The 16,911-nt window shown below is 61.9% G+C and carries 16 protein-coding genes; 6 read left to right on the forward strand and 10 right to left on the reverse strand.

Features of this window, described 5'->3' with window-relative positions; translation table 11 throughout:
• Positions 1-50 precede the first annotated feature (50 nt).
• Positions 51-1,589: a sodium:solute symporter family protein gene (locus tag V5A38_RS05085; protein ID WP_332324660.1), complete on the reverse strand. Its 1,539-nt coding sequence runs from the start codon at positions 1,587-1,589 to the stop codon at positions 51-53.
• Complete coding sequence (locus tag V5A38_RS05090; protein WP_332324661.1) at positions 1,586-1,804, reverse strand: DUF3311 domain-containing protein; 219 nt, start codon at positions 1,802-1,804, stop codon at positions 1,586-1,588. Before V5A38_RS05090 ends, V5A38_RS05085 begins: the two co-directional genes overlap by 4 nt.
• A 314-nt stretch (positions 1,805-2,118) precedes the next feature.
• On the opposite strand from V5A38_RS05090, the gene dnaG reads away from it, so the two are divergent.
• Positions 2,119-3,549: a DNA primase DnaG gene (gene dnaG, locus V5A38_RS05095; protein WP_332324662.1), complete on the forward strand. Its 1,431-nt coding sequence runs from the start codon at positions 2,119-2,121 to the stop codon at positions 3,547-3,549.
• 104 nt (positions 3,550-3,653) lie between these two features.
• Here the strand turns inward: dnaG and V5A38_RS05100 are convergent, their stop codons facing one another.
• Positions 3,654-4,079, reverse strand: a complete 426-nt coding sequence (locus V5A38_RS05100; protein WP_332324663.1) for a GNAT family N-acetyltransferase — start codon at positions 4,077-4,079, stop codon at positions 3,654-3,656.
• Positions 4,076-5,392, reverse strand: a complete 1,317-nt coding sequence (locus tag V5A38_RS05105) for a DUF92 domain-containing protein (RefSeq protein ID WP_332324690.1) — start codon at positions 5,390-5,392, stop codon at positions 4,076-4,078. Before V5A38_RS05105 ends, V5A38_RS05100 begins: the two co-directional genes overlap by 4 nt.
• A 174-nt stretch (positions 5,393-5,566) precedes the next feature.
• Here V5A38_RS05105 and V5A38_RS05110 point away from each other — a divergent pair, with 174 nt between their 5' ends.
• Positions 5,567-6,175 (forward strand): undecaprenyl diphosphate synthase family protein, encoded by a 609-nt coding sequence (locus V5A38_RS05110; protein WP_332324664.1) that lies wholly within the window; start codon positions 5,567-5,569, stop codon positions 6,173-6,175.
• Here the strand turns inward: V5A38_RS05110 and uppS are convergent, their stop codons facing one another.
• Positions 6,176-7,102 (reverse strand): polyprenyl diphosphate synthase, encoded by a 927-nt coding sequence (gene uppS, locus V5A38_RS05115; RefSeq protein ID WP_332324665.1) that lies wholly within the window; start codon positions 7,100-7,102, stop codon positions 6,176-6,178.
• Between the two features lie 25 nt (positions 7,103-7,127).
• Here uppS and V5A38_RS05120 point away from each other — a divergent pair, with 25 nt between their 5' ends.
• The 3 genes from V5A38_RS05120 to V5A38_RS05130 all read left to right on the forward strand — a co-directional run bounded on the left by V5A38_RS05120 (position 7,128) and on the right by V5A38_RS05130 (position 8,830).
• The gene (locus V5A38_RS05120) at positions 7,128-7,292 is read left to right on the forward strand and encodes a hypothetical protein (protein ID WP_332324666.1); all 165 of its coding nucleotides are present in this window, start codon (positions 7,128-7,130) and stop codon (positions 7,290-7,292) included.
• A 672-nt stretch (positions 7,293-7,964) separates the two neighbouring features.
• Complete coding sequence (locus V5A38_RS05125) at positions 7,965-8,303, forward strand: FUN14 domain-containing protein (protein ID WP_332324667.1); 339 nt, start codon at positions 7,965-7,967, stop codon at positions 8,301-8,303.
• 188 nt (positions 8,304-8,491) lie between these two features.
• Entirely contained in the window at positions 8,492-8,830 is a 339-nt protein-coding gene (locus tag V5A38_RS05130; protein ID WP_332324668.1) for a hypothetical protein, read from the forward strand.
• Between the two features lie 227 nt (positions 8,831-9,057).
• On the opposite strand, the gene V5A38_RS05135 is transcribed toward V5A38_RS05130, so the two are convergent.
• Complete coding sequence (locus V5A38_RS05135; RefSeq protein WP_332324669.1) at positions 9,058-9,495, reverse strand: CBS domain-containing protein; 438 nt, start codon at positions 9,493-9,495, stop codon at positions 9,058-9,060.
• 1,031 nt (positions 9,496-10,526) lie between these two features.
• Positions 10,527-11,384 carry a hypothetical protein gene (locus V5A38_RS05140; RefSeq protein ID WP_332324670.1) on the reverse strand — a complete coding sequence of 286 codons (858 nt, stop codon included), beginning with the start codon at positions 11,382-11,384 and terminating at the stop codon, positions 10,527-10,529.
• Positions 11,385-11,861: 477 nt separating this feature from the next.
• Between V5A38_RS05140 and V5A38_RS05145 the strand changes: the two genes are divergently transcribed.
• Positions 11,862-13,034, forward strand: coding sequence for a type II CAAX endopeptidase family protein (locus V5A38_RS05145; RefSeq protein ID WP_332324671.1), 1,173 nt, complete (start codon positions 11,862-11,864; stop codon positions 13,032-13,034).
• 397 nt (positions 13,035-13,431) lie between these two features.
• Here the strand turns inward: V5A38_RS05145 and V5A38_RS05150 are convergent, their stop codons facing one another.
• Genes V5A38_RS05150 through V5A38_RS05160 form a run of 3 tightly spaced genes read right to left on the reverse strand, consistent with a single transcriptional unit; the run spans position 13,432 to position 16,875 of the window.
• Positions 13,432-14,253, reverse strand: a complete 822-nt coding sequence (locus tag V5A38_RS05150) for an ABC transporter permease subunit (RefSeq protein WP_332324672.1) — start codon at positions 14,251-14,253, stop codon at positions 13,432-13,434.
• Positions 14,246-14,983 carry an ABC transporter ATP-binding protein gene (locus V5A38_RS05155; protein ID WP_332324673.1) on the reverse strand — a complete coding sequence of 246 codons (738 nt, stop codon included), beginning with the start codon at positions 14,981-14,983 and terminating at the stop codon, positions 14,246-14,248. The genes V5A38_RS05150 and V5A38_RS05155 overlap by 8 nt, the downstream gene beginning before the upstream one ends.
• Positions 14,984-14,994: 11 nt before the next feature.
• A complete protein-coding gene (locus V5A38_RS05160; RefSeq protein ID WP_332324674.1) occupies positions 14,995-16,875 on the reverse strand; it encodes a NosD domain-containing protein in 1,881 nt (626 codons plus the stop codon).
• Between the last annotated feature and the right edge of the window lie 36 nt (positions 16,876-16,911).

Consider the following 16,911-nt stretch of genomic DNA (forward strand, 5'->3'; position numbering starts at 1 on the left):
CCATCACCGACACGGATGGTCACGGTGGGACAGACTCGCAGTAATCACTATCAGTCAGCAGCCACGTCGTAGACGGCGCTGTCCTCGGCGGCTGTCGGCGTGGTGAGTGCGGATACGCCGACGGTCAGCACCAGTCCGAGCAGCATGCAGTACAGTGAGATCCCCCACCCGAGATACGTTGCCGGGACACCGACGGAAACGGGTCCGACAACCGGGAGAGCGAGTTCAGCGACCGGCAGGAGAACGCCGGCGGCGTACACCAGCTGACTGGCGACGATGCCGGTGTAGATGCCGGTCTTCGTGGTTCCCGACCAGTAGAGCGCGACCACGACCGGAAGGGACAGCTGTGCGAACCCGCCGAACGCGGTGTCCCCGATATCGACGAGGATACTGCCGACGACGCCGACGTCCGCGCTCCCGCCGATCAGCAGGCTGCCGACGAGGGCACCGGTCGCGAACACAGCCACGCCGATCCGACCCAGCAGGTCCTCGCGTTCATCGGAGAGGGAGGGATCGACGAGCGGGCGATAAACATCACGAGTGAAGTACGACGACCCGGAGAGCAGCATCGAATCGGAAGAGGACATCATCGCGGCGATGGCGCCGGCGACGACGAGCGCGGCGAACCAGCCGGGCGTGTATTCAGTTAGAACCAGGGAGAGCACGTTCTGTCCGGCGCCGACGTCCGCCGCGATGCCGAGGCCCTGCGCCCACGCACCGAGCAGGAACGCCGGAACGAACAGCAGCAGCACGAGCACCGGCCAGAGAGCGAACGACCGCTTGAGCACCGTCTCGGAATCGGCCGCGAAGAATCGCTGATTGACCTGCGGGAACATCGTGACACCGAAGGCGATGCTCACCGCGAAGGTGAGCATCCGCTGGGGCGTGTAGAAGGCGCTGCCAAGCGCCGTGAACTCGGGCGACGCCGAACCCATGCGACTCGTCGCGGCGGAGACGCCGCCGACGCTGGCCACGACCCACAGCAGGGCTGCCCAGACCATGACGAGCATGAACGCACCCTGGAGGGTGTCGGTCCAGGCGATCCCACGCATCCCGGCGAGGACGACGTAGACGATCATGAACGCGGTGATCAGGGCGGCGCCTCCCCAGAAGGGGACGGCTCCCCCGGTCAGTGCTTCGAGGGCGGTCCCGGCACCGATCTGCTGGAGCATCACGTACGGGAACAGCCAGACGAGACTGATCACTGCGATCAACGCTCGCAACCGATTCGTGCCGAACCGGTCACCGAGCATCTCCCCGAGCGTGAGGTGGCCGCGGGCCTGCCCGATGAGCCACTGTTTGTAGCCGATTACGTACCAGAGCACGGCAAAGATGATCCCGTCCATGAGCCCCATCACGAGGATCCACTCGGGGCCGTACAGATACGCGATGTTTGGGCCACCGAAGAAGGTGAAAGCCGACAACAGCGTTGCGAACACGGTAAAGAGCAGGACGACCGTCCCCAGCGTCCGGCTCGCCAGGTAGTAGTCCTCGGCGGTCCGTTCGGTCAGCCGATAGGCAGTCAGCCCGATTCCAAGTGTGAGCAGCAGATAGCCGACGACGATCGATAGCTCGAGCGCTGTACTCATGCCTGCTCACCGCTGGTGACTCCCAGTCCCCAGCTCCGGCGAGTGAACACGACGAACACCACCGACGCCAGCGCCATCCACCCGATGTGCCACCAGACCCAGATCGGCAGTCCAGCCAAGATGGTGTTGTTCCCCCACAAGAACCAGGGAATCGCGAAGGTCACGAGTAACAGTCCGGCGATACCCCACAGGACGGTTTCGATCGACCGGTTCATCTTGTCGTTTATTGTAACTGGACACCAATAGATGTATTGGATGACTCTGATCCCTCGTTTCGAAGAATAATTTCATTCAACACTGGAATCACAGGGGTTCGACTGGTTCAATACGTCGGCGTCGATGCCACCAACCGAGCCCGTTTCGGGTCGGCCCGGGGGATTCCGGTTGGGACTCGGGCCCAGTCTTGCCATCGCGTCACCTGCTCGGCTTCTCCGGTACGACAGCTATATCCACACACCTCCCTAATTTTTTTACGGGTGGTTCGCGCCGCCCGCATATCACGATTCAGCCCAGCTCGGGCACTCACATTATGCAAGACACAGCCAAATACCTCATACACGCGAAGATTTCCGCCGACGGGGTGGTCGAACGCAGCGACGTCGTCGGTGCCGTCTTCGGCCAGACCGAAGGCCTGCTCGGCGACGATCTCGACCTCCGTGAGCTGCAAGACTCCTCGAAGGTCGGTCGTATCGACGTCTCTATCGAGAGCGAAGGCGGCCAGTCGTTCGGCGACGTGACTATCGCCTCCTCGCTCGACAAGGTCGAGACGGCCATTCTCGCAGCGTCGCTGGAGACCATCTCCCGCGTCGGCCCCTGTCAGGCACGCATCGAAGTGACGAACATCGAAGACGTCCGCGCGGCCAAGCGCCGTATCGTCGTCCAGCGCGCGAAAGAACTGCTCGCCGACTCCTTCGAGGAGACGGTCCTCACGAGCGACGAGCTCCACGAGGAGGTCCGGGAGTCGGTCCGGGTCGGCAAATTGAGCGAGTACGAAGGGCTGCCGGCCGGCCCCAACGTCGCGGAGGGGAACGCCGTCGTCATCGTCGAGGGGCGGGCCGACGTGGCTCGCCTGCTCGAGTTCGGTGTGAAGAACGCCATCGCTGTCGAGGGGACGAACGTCCCCGAAGCCGTGGCAGAGCTCACCGAGGAGCGCACGACGACGGCGTTTCTCGATGGCGACCGCGGCGGACAGCTGATTCTGCGTGAACTCGACCAGATCGGTGACGTGGATTTCGTCGCGTTCGCGCCCGAGGGCGAGTCCGTCGAGGATCTGCAACGCGGCGAACTGCTGGCCGCGCTCCGGGAGAAAACCCCCTACGAAGTGTACCAGGAGGCCCAGCGGGCTGCCAGCGCCGAATCAGCTCGCGCAGTCGCGACCGGCGGCAGGTCACCCGCCGAGCGTGAGTCCAGCACCGACGAGAACACGCCGAGTCCGGTCATCAATGCGGTTCGGGAGGAGGTCGAGAAGGGGAGCGACGGGTCGATAGCCTCGACACCCCAGCCCCCCGCGTCAGAAACCGGGTGTGACTCCGCCCCGCCCGCGGAGGAGCCCCGCACCGAACCCGAGGCGCCAACCGAAACGGACGAAGCGGGGGACGAGCGCCAGGAGGGGACCGCGACGGCTGACGCCGCTGCAACGACGGAAGCAGAGCCAGCCGAAGAGGGCGGTCCGACACTCGGCGACCACGTCCGAGCGGTTGTGGGCGAGGGCCGCGAGTCGGCCCGGCTGCTCGACGCCGAGTTCGGCCTGCTCGAGGAGGTGCCCGCCGAGGACGCCTTCGACGCCGTCGAGGCGAGCGACGGGGCCCACGCACTAATCATCGACGACCGACTCGACCAACCGCTGCTGGACGTGGCCGCCGAAAGCGGGCTCTCTCACGCCGTGGCGGCAGAAACCGGTGAGTTCGTCAAACAGCCGACGATGCCACAGGTCCGACCCGTTGACGGCTTCCTGAACTGAGCGGACGCTCCCGCTCCGGGCAGTTCGACTCGTTACGACCACCCTCCTTCGCCGTACCGACCTGTGAGCCGTTGGTAGTTGACAGGACCTCGGCGGAACTTTGCTTACTTCTCGACAACAGTCCGCATCCGGTACCCGTCGCCCGACTCGTAGAGATCCGGTACCGTCTCCACGCACTCGAACCCCAGTTCCCGGTAGAGCCGTTGGGCGCCCTCGTTCTCGGCAGCGACCCGGAGCACGACTGCAGTTCCCGCTGGAAGACGGTCGAACAGTGCCTGCAACAGGCGCCGGCCGCGGCCCTCCCGTCGGTGAGGGAGAGCTACAACAAGTTCAGGGACGTACACCGGCTCGCCGGATAACCAGAGCAGGTAGCCGACCGGAACGTCATCGCCCGACCGGGCTCTGGGGTTCGTCGAGACGAGTATCTTCCCGCCTGCGCCAGCAGAGAGCAGTTCGGGGGCCGGCTCAGGGAGCAGTTGCTGCAGGCGTTCGATATCCGGCCGGTCAGTCGGGCGAGCCTCTCGAATCACAGCACCAGCGCGAGCAGGACGCTCACCAGTGCGCCGACGAGCGTTGCCAGCAGGTTGACCGTCTCGTTGTCGATGCGGTCGCCCTCGACCGTGGCGCCGAGCAGGCTATCAGCGCTCATGCCCGCGACGCCGCCCACGGTGACGACGCCGACGGTGGCGACGGTGCTGGTGAGCGGTGCGACGGGGAGCACCAGGATCATCAGCATACCCATCAAGGTGGCGCCGACGATGCCGGCGAGCTCCCCCTGCCACGTGACGGCGCCGTCGGTCCCGGGCGGGACGCGTTCGCCGGTCGTAACCAGCCGGGGGTTGTCGAACAGCCCGCCGATCTCGCTCGAGAGGGTGTCGCCCATCGCCGCCGCGAGCGACCCGGCGAAGGCCAGACGAAAGAAGCCGCCGTGAACCGGGAGATCGCTCGCGGCCGCGAAGAGGACGACGGCCGCCAACGCCACCGCGGAGTTCCCGAGCACGTTCCCCGTCCCGCGGGCACCCTCGTTCTCCTCGGCGACGCCGCGGTCGGCTTTCTCCTCGTACCGGAACCTCGTCGTGAGCGCGCCCAACCCGTAGAAGCTGATCAGGAGGATGAACCAGCCCGGCCCCCCTAAGACGATAGTGAGCAGGCAGAGCAGCACGCCGGAGAGCAGCCCCTCGACGGAGGCGGTGCCGGTGGTGTAGGTGACGACACCGAGTCCCACGGCGACACCGAGTGCCAGCGCCAGATCCGAGACGTGGACGGCCGGGTCGAGGACGCCGAAGACGAGCAGGACGGCACCGACGGTGAACACCACCGCGGCGTCGTCACCCTCGAACAGGAGCGACCGGGTCAGCGCACCGACGAGTGCGGCGAGTGCCGCGTTGAACGCGAACGCTGGCAATGCGAGCACTGCACCGTCTAGTGTGGCGACGATGAGCTCTGCGAGAACAGCCGCGAGGAACGCAGCAACTGCGAAGCCGGAGCTAACGAGGAACGGCTCGGGGCGGGTCTCCCGAACCGCCTGCGCGCCGACGTTCCCGACGGCGACACCGAACACGGCCGCGGCAAACGCGGGCAGTCCCATCCCGAACTCGGGGTTGCCGAGGGGGGCAGTTGCGAGGAAGGCGAACACCGCTGCGGCGAGACTGAAGCCCGCAAGGCCGTAAAGCCGGCCCTCCCGGCGGTCGGCTGGGCGCGCGAACAGTTCGAACAGCGGCCCCTCGTCGACGACGAAGGCGGCGGCGCCGGCGATGAGAAGGAACGGGAGCGCCGTCACACGGCCCAGGAGCGGCGAAACGAGCGCGATTGCGGCGACAGCCGCGAATCCGCTCTCCCGCATAAGCCTCCGATTCACGTCGTCCGGTTCCACCGACGCGCACTTAACCCTCTCGACACCGCAATTCAGGCGAAAGCCCCGAATTGCCGGAGGAGAGCGATGGGGTAGCCGATACACCCCGCTCACCGACGCCACTCGGGCGAAGGGGTTTTCGCCGCGGGCGCCGGTATCGGAACTGTGGGAGCGTACGACGCCTACCTCGCCCTCCGCCACCGACTCCGTGGCCACGACGGACCGGCCCACGTCGCGCTGGTCATCACCGAACGCGACCTGCTGGAACAGGGCGCCTACGAGACGCTCGGCTCGTTTCTGGGCTGGGCGTTCGATTACGGCGCCGAGCGGGTCACCGTCTCGGTGTCCGTACTCGACGAAGCGGTCGTCCCGACGCTCGAGCGGGAACTCCAGTCGCTCGACAGCCCCGAACCGATTGCGGTCCGGGGTCCGGAGAGCGACGAGCGTGCCGGCGCAGCCGTCCGCATCAACATCGGGCTCGGCGGCCGCGGCGAGTTCGCCCGCGCCGTCAGGGAGATGGCTGAGGACGTGGCCGCCGGGGAGCTGAGCCCCGGCGACATCGACGAGGAGACCGTGAGCGATCATCTGGTGTTCCCCGAGGAGCCGGATCTGCTCATCAAAACCGGGGCCGAGCGGCTCTCGGATTTCCTCATCTGGCAGTCCAGCTACTCGGAGCTCTACTTCACGGACGTGAACTGGCGGGATTTCCGGAAACGGGATTATCTCCGTGCGGTGCTCGAGTTCGAGGACCGCAAGCGCCGGTTCGGCCGATAATCAGTCCACGCCCTGTTCTGTCGTCGCGAGTGCCTCCTCCATCTCGTCAGCGGCCGAGCCGGGAAGCTGTTCGCGCAGGCGACCCGCGACGGCGCGGGCGTCCGTGACCTCCACCTGGGCGACTGCACGCACCAGCGCCACTGCCCGCTCGGTTCTGGTGCGCTGCCAGGACGCTTCCCGGGACTCGTACGTCCGAATCCCCCGGAGGAAATCCACCTTCGAGAACTCCGGCCAGTAGGGCGCACAGAAATACACCGCCGCCTCGTTACCGTTTGCGTACCAGGGCAGGAAGTTCGAGGTGCGCTCGTCGCCGCCGGTGCGGATGATGAGGTCCACGTCCCGCACCTCCTTCCCGTACAGGCGCTCATCCACCAGCGAGACATCGATATCGTCCGGCGAGAGCCTCGTTTCGTCGACGTCATCGAGGATATCCTGTGCCGCCCGGAGCAGTTCGTTTCGACCGCCGTACGCGAGTGCGACGTTCAGCCGAAACCTGTCGTAGCCCGCGGTTCGGGCCTCGGCGTCGGCGACGGCTTCACGCACGCGCTCGGGGAGGCGGTCGACCTCACCGATAGCGCGGATGGCAACCCGATTCTCGTGAATCTTCCCGTTCGACGCGATCTCACCGAGCTTCTCACAGAACAGGTCGTAGAGATGCTCCCGCTCGGCGGGCGGGCGATCGAAGTTCTCCGTGGAGAACGCGTAGAGAGTGAGCTCCTCGACGCCGAGGTCCTGACACCACGAGAGCACCTGTTGAGTGGTTTCTGCGCCGGCCCGGTGGCCCTCGGAGGCGTCGGCGCCCTGTTTCCGAGCGTAGCGACGGTTCCCGTCCTGGATGATCGCCACGTGGTCGGGGCCGCCCTCCGCCTCCCGCATGAGCAGGCGCTCGTAGGCCCGGGCGAACTGTGTTCGGACCCACTGTTTCATGGAGGCCACTGTGCCGTCGCCGGGCATGAGTCTTGTGACGCGCGCCGAACAGCTGGGGCGGACGGGGCGGACGCTCAGTCGCCTCCTCCTCGTCCAGTGCCGCCCGAACACACTCGGCATCGACCGTACCGTCCTCGGTCAGTTCGACCAGTGCCGTCTCGATATCGTCGACGGTGTCGCCGCTCGCTGACGAGAGTGCACCGCTGGCCAGTCGGCTCGCCAGTAGGACGAGCTTTTCACCGTTCTCGAGGCGCGGGTCTGTCGACCCCTGGTAATTGCCGCTTCCACCTGGCGAGCGTCGCGGGGTCACCGTCTGTTTCTGAGGCGGTCTCAGCATCTGTTCCCGAGCCGCGCTCCTCGACCGTTTCCGAGTGCCCATCTTCACCAATCCCGAGCGCCGTCAGCGTCTCTCGACTGGCGCTGATGGCGGCTCCCGTTCCCGCCGACCACCCCATCTCGCCTCGCCTGCCGTCGGTCACGGTAATAATTCGGAACTGAGCCTGCCGGGTGGCTGCCTATCGTCGGACACCATCTCCCAGCCCCTGCCGATGTCTGCGGCCAGCGGCCCGCACCCCCGGATTGCGAACGGCCCCTCGCCGCTCCGGACGGCCCCGTAGAGCTCCACACGGGACCCAGTCTCGGCGAGCTGCCAGCCAGGCGACTCGCGCCCTATCCCCGTTTCAGACATCTTACTGGCGTCACTCAACTGTGCCAGTAAAAAGTCAGGGCAGGGGAAACCGCCGCCAGACTGCCCCAAAACGGGATTATCAACGAACTCGTCACTCGTAGCTCACTATTGGCTCGGGACATCTGGGGTCAGGACCCCACAAATAACTTAAGGGAGAGCGACCCACAGGAGGCCATGGATCCCGCACAGCTGTTACAGCTGAACATCGATTTCCAGCAGCTCGGCATCGAAGCCGGCACCGGCGGCATCATCGGCGGCCTCATCGGCTTCGCGGCGAAGAAGGTGGCCAAGATCATCGCCGTCATCGTCGGGATCGAGCTCGCGCTATTCAAGTTCCTCGAGTCCCGCGGCATCCTGACCGTCGACTGGGATCAACTCACCGCAGGCATCGTCGGCGCGAGTCAGGACGCCGCCGCCGGCGCACCCCCATCCTGGGTGCAGACCATCCTCTCGACGCTCTCGATCTCTGCGGGGTTCTCTGCCGGCTTCTTCCTCGGCTGGAAGAAAGCCTGACAGATTGCTGTTCCGGCGACACCCACCGTTCTGTTGTCGGTGACTCTGTGTGCCGGTTTGCTCCCGGACACCACCTGCTGAGAGGACCCCCTAATCGATGCTATCGCGAGTGAGGTTTCTCCCGATTGGTCTCCCGCACCCGCTCCCCTCCCCACACCTATATTGATAAGACCGACACATTGTCGAGTATGGACGTAGACTGGCAAAACTCGGGTGGTATCGTTGCGCTTGGTTTGTTGGTAATTGCCTTGGTGTTGACGCTGGCTGGGGTGGAGACTGTCGCAGGATACGAAGTACTTTCGGCTGGACAATCGGCCTTCGGATTCCTCGCAGCGGGGAATTTCAGTCTTGGTGTGCTCTCTGCGGGCATCTTCTCGGTCGGAATCTTCTCCGCAGGCGTCTTTGCGGTCGGGATTTTCTCAGTCGGCATCTTCGCCGTCGGACCGTTTGCGTTCGGAATCTATGCCGTCGGATTCTACGCGACCCAACGGTATGTCGCATCATCAGAAGCGAGTTCCCAGGAATGATGGGTGGTGGGTGCTGAACTCATGCTCTGGGTCTTGGACGCCGCTTCTGTCTGGAGTTGATGCGATCTGTCCGGTGGAGCGGTGATAACTCGAAGAATGAGCATTGAAGCGCTACGTGGTCCGTTGGATCGCCTGCTCGTTGGGGAACCGATAAGCTGCCAGCGAGAGATCGAGCTTCCCGAACAGCCCCATCACAAATCCACACGTCCAGGTGGCCAAACGGCCGCTCAATCGGTCTCAGGCGTCCTGTCGACCTCGGAGCGCTGCTGTTCGATCTGTTCAATTTCGTCGATGAGTTCGTGTTGCTGATACACCAGATCAGTCAAGGTAATGATTCCGACGAGCGAACCGTCCTCCACGACTGGTAATTTCTTTATTCCGTACGCCTTCATCGTCTCCACGCTCTCCTCCAGGGACGTCTCAGGACCAATACTCACGGGGTTCTCGCTCATCGCTCGCGAGACTGGAATTTCACTGAACGGGCTTTCGAACGTCGTTCCCACTGCCAACACGTCGGTTTCGGTAATGATCCCGACTGGCTCGTCCTCCCCGTTTACGACGACGCTTCCAACACGTTCATCAAGCATCTTTGTGACCGCTTCTTGAAGGGTCCCGCCTGGAGAGATGGTGACCAACTCCGTCGACATGACCTCTCGGATACTCATACGTAGTGATTATCTTCCCAGCAACTCAAAGGTTACTAATATTGTGCAGACGAGCCATAACTACTCAGTCGAAAACCTTTCTCAGTGCGAAGATTTCCTCTCGATTAGGCGTCCACCACGAGCAGCGTGACTGTTTGGCTCCGACGTACATCGACCGAGAACTACGATCCACTGCTACCTGACGCTCCAGATACGGTAAATCGGACCGATAGTACACAAGTTGCAAACCGAACTGAGCTGATCAGGACGAAGCAACCGTCGCTGTTCGAAAGATGGAACCATCGAAGGGAACGCTGAAAGAGCCGACCTACGAAGATAGCTGTGTGCTTCAAACACAATAGTAAACAGTATCGGATGACGTTCCCGTACTTCCAAATGAGCAGACGTTCGACGGAGACGACGGAGTTTTCGACCTGCTCGCCGACAAGGGTGACAAGCTTCGTGGGATCAACTGGACCACATCGTTGGTGAGGAAAGCTAGGAAGGCGGCGTCTTCTGATCTGGTAACACGATGATGGTCGAGGGTCTCTTCATCGCACTCGGTGCGGCAGGTGACACAAATTTTGGAGAGTCCGTAGTCGTCCCAACGGTGGCCCATCTCTGCAGTTTGACTCGGTGCAGGGCACTGCCGTCGATCGAATAAATGCCGCTGGAGACGTCACGGGCCGTCTCCTTCGGCGCGGGCGCGGATACTGCGATCGATTGGTCGAAGAGTTTCGCGACACCGACGACGTCGATTATCGAAAGAAAGCCACCAGTAACCAGCCTGACTGATCGGACCGGGCGCAGTACTGGCGGTATCTATTCTCGGAAACGCTGTTTCAGCGGCTCTGTTGACTTTCAGTAACTGAGATGAATTGCGTGCTGAGTACAGACGATGAGTTCAGCACAGCGGCGCCCACACAGAATCGATTCTCCCGGATGAATTCAACGAGACGTACTCGGTCGAGAGAACAACACGTCAGTATGACAGTCACCGGGGTATGCACGCTGCAAAAGGATTCCCGATCATCAACGGACTGCAGGCCCGATCACCGTTTGACCGAGCGGACATCAAGCGAATTATCGAGAGTTGCAACGAGTTCCTCGCCCTCTAACTGCACTGAGACTGATAGTTCGAGCGGCTCTTCCTGGGCTACGTCGATGGTAACCGCATTCCAGAGAAGCGGGGCCCACAATGGTCTATGTCGGACATCCACGCCGTGGTCAGCGTAGAACGCGACGACGTCTGGATGGTTGATTATCGCGGCAGCAACCGGAACTTCTGCAACCGTCCCACAACGGGAACACTGCGTGGTGACTTCTGGAACGCCGACCAGCTCGGTCATGTCGACATCCCAATCGACAGGTCCATAACAGCGCGGACAGATTCCCTCGACCACACGTTCGAGGTCCTGTTGTGTTTTGATAGTCATCACTCGGATGATCTCTTCGAGCGAGCGGTCCTCGACGGCACGCCGTGGGAGTGTGTTCCGGAACTGGTGGTCGTGCTCGCACGAGACACGGAGTAACCCCGACTCGTATCTTGCCGTCATGATTGACCCACACAGCGGACAGTTCTCGGGGAGCTCGATGGGACCAAGTGGCTCGTGGTCGTCGTAGGTTCCCGCGACGACGGCGCTTATTACTTCATGGCCAGCCGGTGAGAGCCTGTAGCCATCGTCCGTGTCTTCCAGGAACCGGCCACGGAGTTTGTCGAGGTGATAGTTGAAATTCCCTGAATCGCGGCGTCCCACCATCTTCCGAAGTTCGCCGAACCCCATCGTCGGATTCGTCGGATCCTCACGGTATTGCTTTGCGAGGGTATGCAGGATGCGAAGCCTCGTCTCATCGCTCAGTGGCTCGAACGCGGCTCCTGAGATGAACTGTTCGTCCCCGCCCTCGTTCATACGGTACCGTTGCTCACTCACCGGGGAAAGTGATTCGCATCCGTACTGACAGACTTTCGACTATACTGGCGTACTGTGGACCTCTTTCAGTCCGGGCGCTGTCTACGTAGTCGATGACTGGTTCGATCGAGAACTCACCTGACCCGCTCTTTCAGGAAGTACAGACCGGATTCCGGGGGAAACCATCGATAGCCTGAGTGACACGACGTACGAACCGATGGAGTACGGTGGTTGGGGTGGGGGATTCGGGTCGGCCCGACAGGCGCGAAGAAGGCCTACCGGATTTCAGCCGACAGGGGTGTCGAGATTCGTCGAACCGAGGGACGTGACCTCTTTATCGGGACACAGCGACCAACCGAATTCGTTGAGGCTATCGAACAAGCACAGGCCGAACGGTCCCCGAAATAATATCAGAAAAGCAACTATAATATGATGCTGTATTGATATATACGGGTGGAGTGTGTACGTCGAACTGCCATGACAGACACAACAATGGCGACCGTGTACAGTCGAAATCCAGTTTCCGTGTTCGTGGAGGACCATCCTGTTAGTGTGTTCTTCGCCGCTGCGTTGACCATCTCGTGGGGGCTGTGGACGCTCGCGTTCGTTGGCCTCGGTGGCAGGGAGACATTCACGCAGGGGATGATGATTCCGGGCGCGTTCGGTCCGGCACTTGCGGCCGCTCTGGTCACGTACTTGCGAGGTGACAGCCTCACGGCCTGGGCAGCACAGATCGTCGACTGGCGTGTCTCACCGCGGTGGTACCTCCTCGCGCTTGGACTTCCGATCCTCGCCGTTTCGGGAGCCAGCACACTGTATCTCTCGGGCGGCGGTATTGTCTCGACGACCCGTATTACCCGGATGCTTCCGGCGGTCCCGGTCCTGTTGCTCGTGAACGCGGTACTCGGTGGCGGCAACGAGGAACCCGGGTGGCGAGGCTTCGCGCTCCCTCACCTCACAACACAGTACAGCCCGTTCGCTTCCAGCCTCATCATCGGGGTCGTCTGGGCAGTCTGGCATTTTCCGCTCTTTTTCCTGGGCGCGCCGCGGCTCCTCTCCGGGTCGCTCCCTCTCTATACCATCCTCGTCACTGCCTTCTCGGTACTGCTTACGTGGGCCTACGAATCGACCGGTGGAAGCGTCATGCTGGCGATGCTGTTTCACGCTGCGATCAACACCTCGATGTCGTTCGTCCCGATCCCACGGGACGCAATAGACGCGTACGGTCTCCTTGTTGATCTGGCCATCGTGACCGCTGTTCTCTTCCTCACGCTCGTCGTGCTCGCGTACGATGCCCATTGCGACGGCGGGGTCTTCGATCTTGAGTTCCGGATACCCACGGCAGTCACAGCAGTCATCGCGCTGGCAGGCTTTCCGCTCAGTGTCGCAGCCTTCACCGTCATGCCCGATCAGATGGCGACTCACTGGACGGTGACGTCCTCGCTTACGCTCGTTCCGGACGAAACCCTTCCCGCGAGACTCGCCCTTGCTGCGATCCCAGCCGTTACGTTTGCCATCTTTATCGGGGGTAAGAGCCTTCTCCAGCGGTTCCGCGGTCGGGTGCGACTAATCTTCAACGTGGTTCTCATCGGCCTGCTCGGACTCCTGGTGGCAACTCACCTGTTCGTTCTTCTCGGGAATGGCTTCTAACCGTTCCTGACTCGGATCGAGCATTTGTGCTAACGGAGAACGACAGTGACTCATCCCGATGAGTTCACCCACGCAACACGGCTCGATGAAGCCCGAAAAAACAGAGTTTGGATTCAGCGCGCAAGCCAGCTTCGTCGGCAGCGTCGGCGAACTCCACCGGTAGGTCTGCATCGGGTACCTCACCGACATTCGGGCGCTCCTTTTGATGCATCCACAGCGACAGGTTCGGTATCTCCTCAATCCCGTCACAGCGAATGCTAACTACCCCATGATAAACATTCATCACGATTAACATCGCCGAATCAGAGACCGGTATATTGGATACACACTGTGTACTCAGCACGACCCCTAAATCCGATCACCGACTGAGGGGTTCAACAAGACCGTTTCAGTCGGTTCATTCCTGCCAGACTGCAGCATAGGCAGCAACAAACGGAATAAGTAGCCACGTAGTCAGGCCAACGATGTTGATAAGTGGGGACGCGGCAGCAACCGGCGGCGCCTCGGCAAGTGCGGGCGTGACTGCTGTTTCGATGACGAGGCCACGGAAGGCACTTGCCGGACTCAGGCCGAGGAACACGTGGAGATTGCCTTGAGTAACCGCTTCAGCGGAGAGCAGTCCAACGAGGAGAAGATCCAGTCCAATCGCGACAAGCAACAGGAGACCGACACTAAGTGCGAGGACATCACGAGTCCGACGCGCTACTGCTGAGGCCGCTACTGCCAGGCTGCTAACGACAAGCGTGTACACGGCTGTCAAGACGACGAACCGGACAAATACCAGCGGCGTATCGCCGGCAGAATGTGTCGCAAGGAACGAGACGGGTACTACGGCACCGAGAGACGCGACGATCCCAGCGAGGACGAGCGCTCCGATCACGACCACGAGGAGGCCCGCGATTCGGCCCAAATACACCCCCGCGAGATACTCTATCCGACTGAGGGAGTACGTTCTCATGACATCGAGTTCCCCACGCTCGTGGTCGCCCTGAATTGAGCGGTAGACGAACGAAAACGCCAGTACAGGGACAAGCAGTTCTATCGGTGCGAGCAGATCCAACGTCAGAGAGACGTACCCGCCGGGCGAGCCGGTTGCCGCTCCGGCTAAACTGACGACGATAAGGACAACAAAGCCGGCGAGGGCGAGTAGTGTCCGACTCCGAAACACCGTACGGAACTCGCGGTCGACGATGACTGCGACCCGGTGGTGATCAACCATGGGATTCCTCCTCATCCAGAGTTCGGCCGCCATCCCCAACTTGCGTTCCGGTCTCGTTTCGGCTACGGAGTGTTTCCGAGAACGCCTCTCTGAGGCTTTCGGTGTTTGTTTGCTCACGAATCCATCCGGGAGTACCGTCGAGTTGGATATGGCCCTCGGAGAAGAACAGGACCCGATTGGCATGGGTCTCGATCCCGGAGAGATCGTGGCTGGCGATGAGCAGGACCTGGTCTGCAGCGGTTAGTTCCGCCATCACCTCGAAGATACGGTCGGACATATCCGGGTCTAATCCGCTCGTCGGTTCGTCCAACATGACGATGGGTGGTTCACCGATGAGTGCCTGAGCGAGTCCGAGCAGCCGCCTCATCCCGCCCGAGAGGGCTTCGACTCGTCTGTCGGCTGCGTGTGAGAGACCCACCCGCTCTAAGAACACCGCAGGGTCGGTCTCGATGTTCGCGAGTTCTGTGTAGAACTCGATCGTCCCTCTGGCAGTGAAGCCCGGCCGAAACGCCGGTGACTGGGGAAGGTAGGCGACGCTGCGGTCAGCTGTCGGTAACGTAACTTCCCCGGCATCCGGCCGACGTAAGCCGGTTAGCAGTTCGAGGAACGTCGTTTTTCCACACCCGTTTGGGCCAACGAGTCCGATAAGTTCCCCCTCGCCGGCGGAAAACGAAACCCGCTCGAGGATCGTCAGGTCGCCGAACGAAAACGAAACATCCGAAACCGTCATCACGGGACCACTCATTCGCCAGCCCTCGCGTCACCGGTTCGGTTAGTTCGAACTGCTGTGAGTCGTTCCGGTCTTGCTGGAGTCACCCGAGGCGCTGTGTCGACCACGCCAGTCGCACGGAGCCCGGGCACTGATTCCTGGACAGATCGAGTGATGGAAACGGCGGGTGCGCGGGCTATGGTCCGGGCACCGACCGTATCGTGGAGCCGTGAATCAACGGGCCCGGTCGGCCGAAACGCACGGTTGTAGAACCCGTCACCGTTCTCGTCCTGGGCCGGCATCGGTCCCCAGTAGTTGCCACGTCCAGTTGCAGTCCAAACACGCAGCGGGCCCAGTTCGGAACTGACTGGGTATCGATTGTCGACGACATCGTTACCGGTAACGACGTTCGTCGGCAACAGGGTGGAGCCGCGCAGACCATAGGTGTTCCCGAGAACTGTATTGTGTGTGTACAAGGATCTGGTTCCTGAGACGTCAATACCGTACTTGTTAGCGACGACTACGTTCTCCGCGTAGTACGAGAGTGACCCGCTCGAACTGATGCCGAATGCTGACTCGGAGACGTGGTTTCCAACGATAAGGTTCCCTGTCGGTCGTGTCATGATGATGATCGCTGCGGATTCGTTCCGGATCGTGTTGTTGCTGACGAGCGTCTCAGACGTGTACATCAGATGGACGCCGAATCTCGCGTTCTCCATGTGATTATCACGGATCACGGTTCCATCTGCTCGGTGGGTGTATATCGCGTCTCTGCCCCCATCGAACCGACTGTTTTCGACCACGAGTGGCCCGTACATCGCGACAACTCCCATGAACCCCTCGTCCGGAGTCGGCGCACCTCGTAGCGTCACGTTCCGGACGACCGCTCCTGTGGCATTGCGGCTGATAATTCCGCTGGCAGGCGTGTCGATACTGACGTTCTCGACGAGTGATCCATCGGCCCCGTCGAGTTTCAGCGCCGCGTCGCCGCGCCCGTATGCGAGTTCGATTCGTTCTGACCACCCTGCTTCGGCGATGCTCTCGGCTTCGGGTTTCGTCCCGACAGTACCAACGCCTTCGATGTGAAGATCAGTGATGCCGACCCTGGTCGCGTTTATCCCAATGACTGTTCCGTTCCCGTCGCCACGAACCGTCGTTGCCTCGCCGCTCCCCTCGATGGTAAGGGGCTTTTCGACGGTTAGATTAGCAACATGATGGCTTCCGGGCGGCAGTCGGACGGTCGTATTCGGGGGTGCAGCTGCCACAGCGGCCGCCACTGTCGGTTCATCTTCGCCAACGACGACCGAAACAGGGCGCGTCCGGAGCGATTCGGTTTCCGCGCGCATCTCATCGGCCCACTGTGAGCGTTCGGAAACGCGCGTGTCGAATCGAGCTTGGGTCAACCTGCCGTCAGTATCGATGTGATCGGACAGGTCACTCCACGGAACGACCTGCCCACCGTAGGAGTCGGCAAATTCGGTTGCAGCCCGTTTCTCCGAGAACGGGACTGGAGTTGGCCCCGTCGACGTGCTCGCTTCGCTTCCAACTACGACGTACGTTTCATCGGCTGGAACGAACGGGGGTGTCTCGGCATCGGTCCGCAACTTTCCCGCCTGAGTGACGGACACGTTGGTCCCCGCGAAGTCGGTGACGAACACTGAGATCGGTTGACCGAACTGTCTATCGTGGCCAGTTCGGTGCTGTTCTGCGACGTACGACTCGATTCCGTAGAACCCCACAACGTACCGGTATCCGGAGTAGTAGACCTGCAGTTTCGGAACAGTGAGGTTCTCGGAGTCGGTCTGCTGTGCAACAGCGGCCGTCATTCCGAGTGAGACAGTGTCTTCGAACGCCACAGGCTCACGCTCCGTCGCACCATCGACAGGGAACACGAACGAGCTACTCAACACCATAAGTGTCACTCCGACAGCGACCAACGCGTACCTTCC

The sequence above is a fragment of the Halolamina sp. genome (assembly GCF_036626355.1).
Lineage (GTDB): Archaea > Halobacteriota > Halobacteria > Halobacteriales > Haloferacaceae > Halolamina.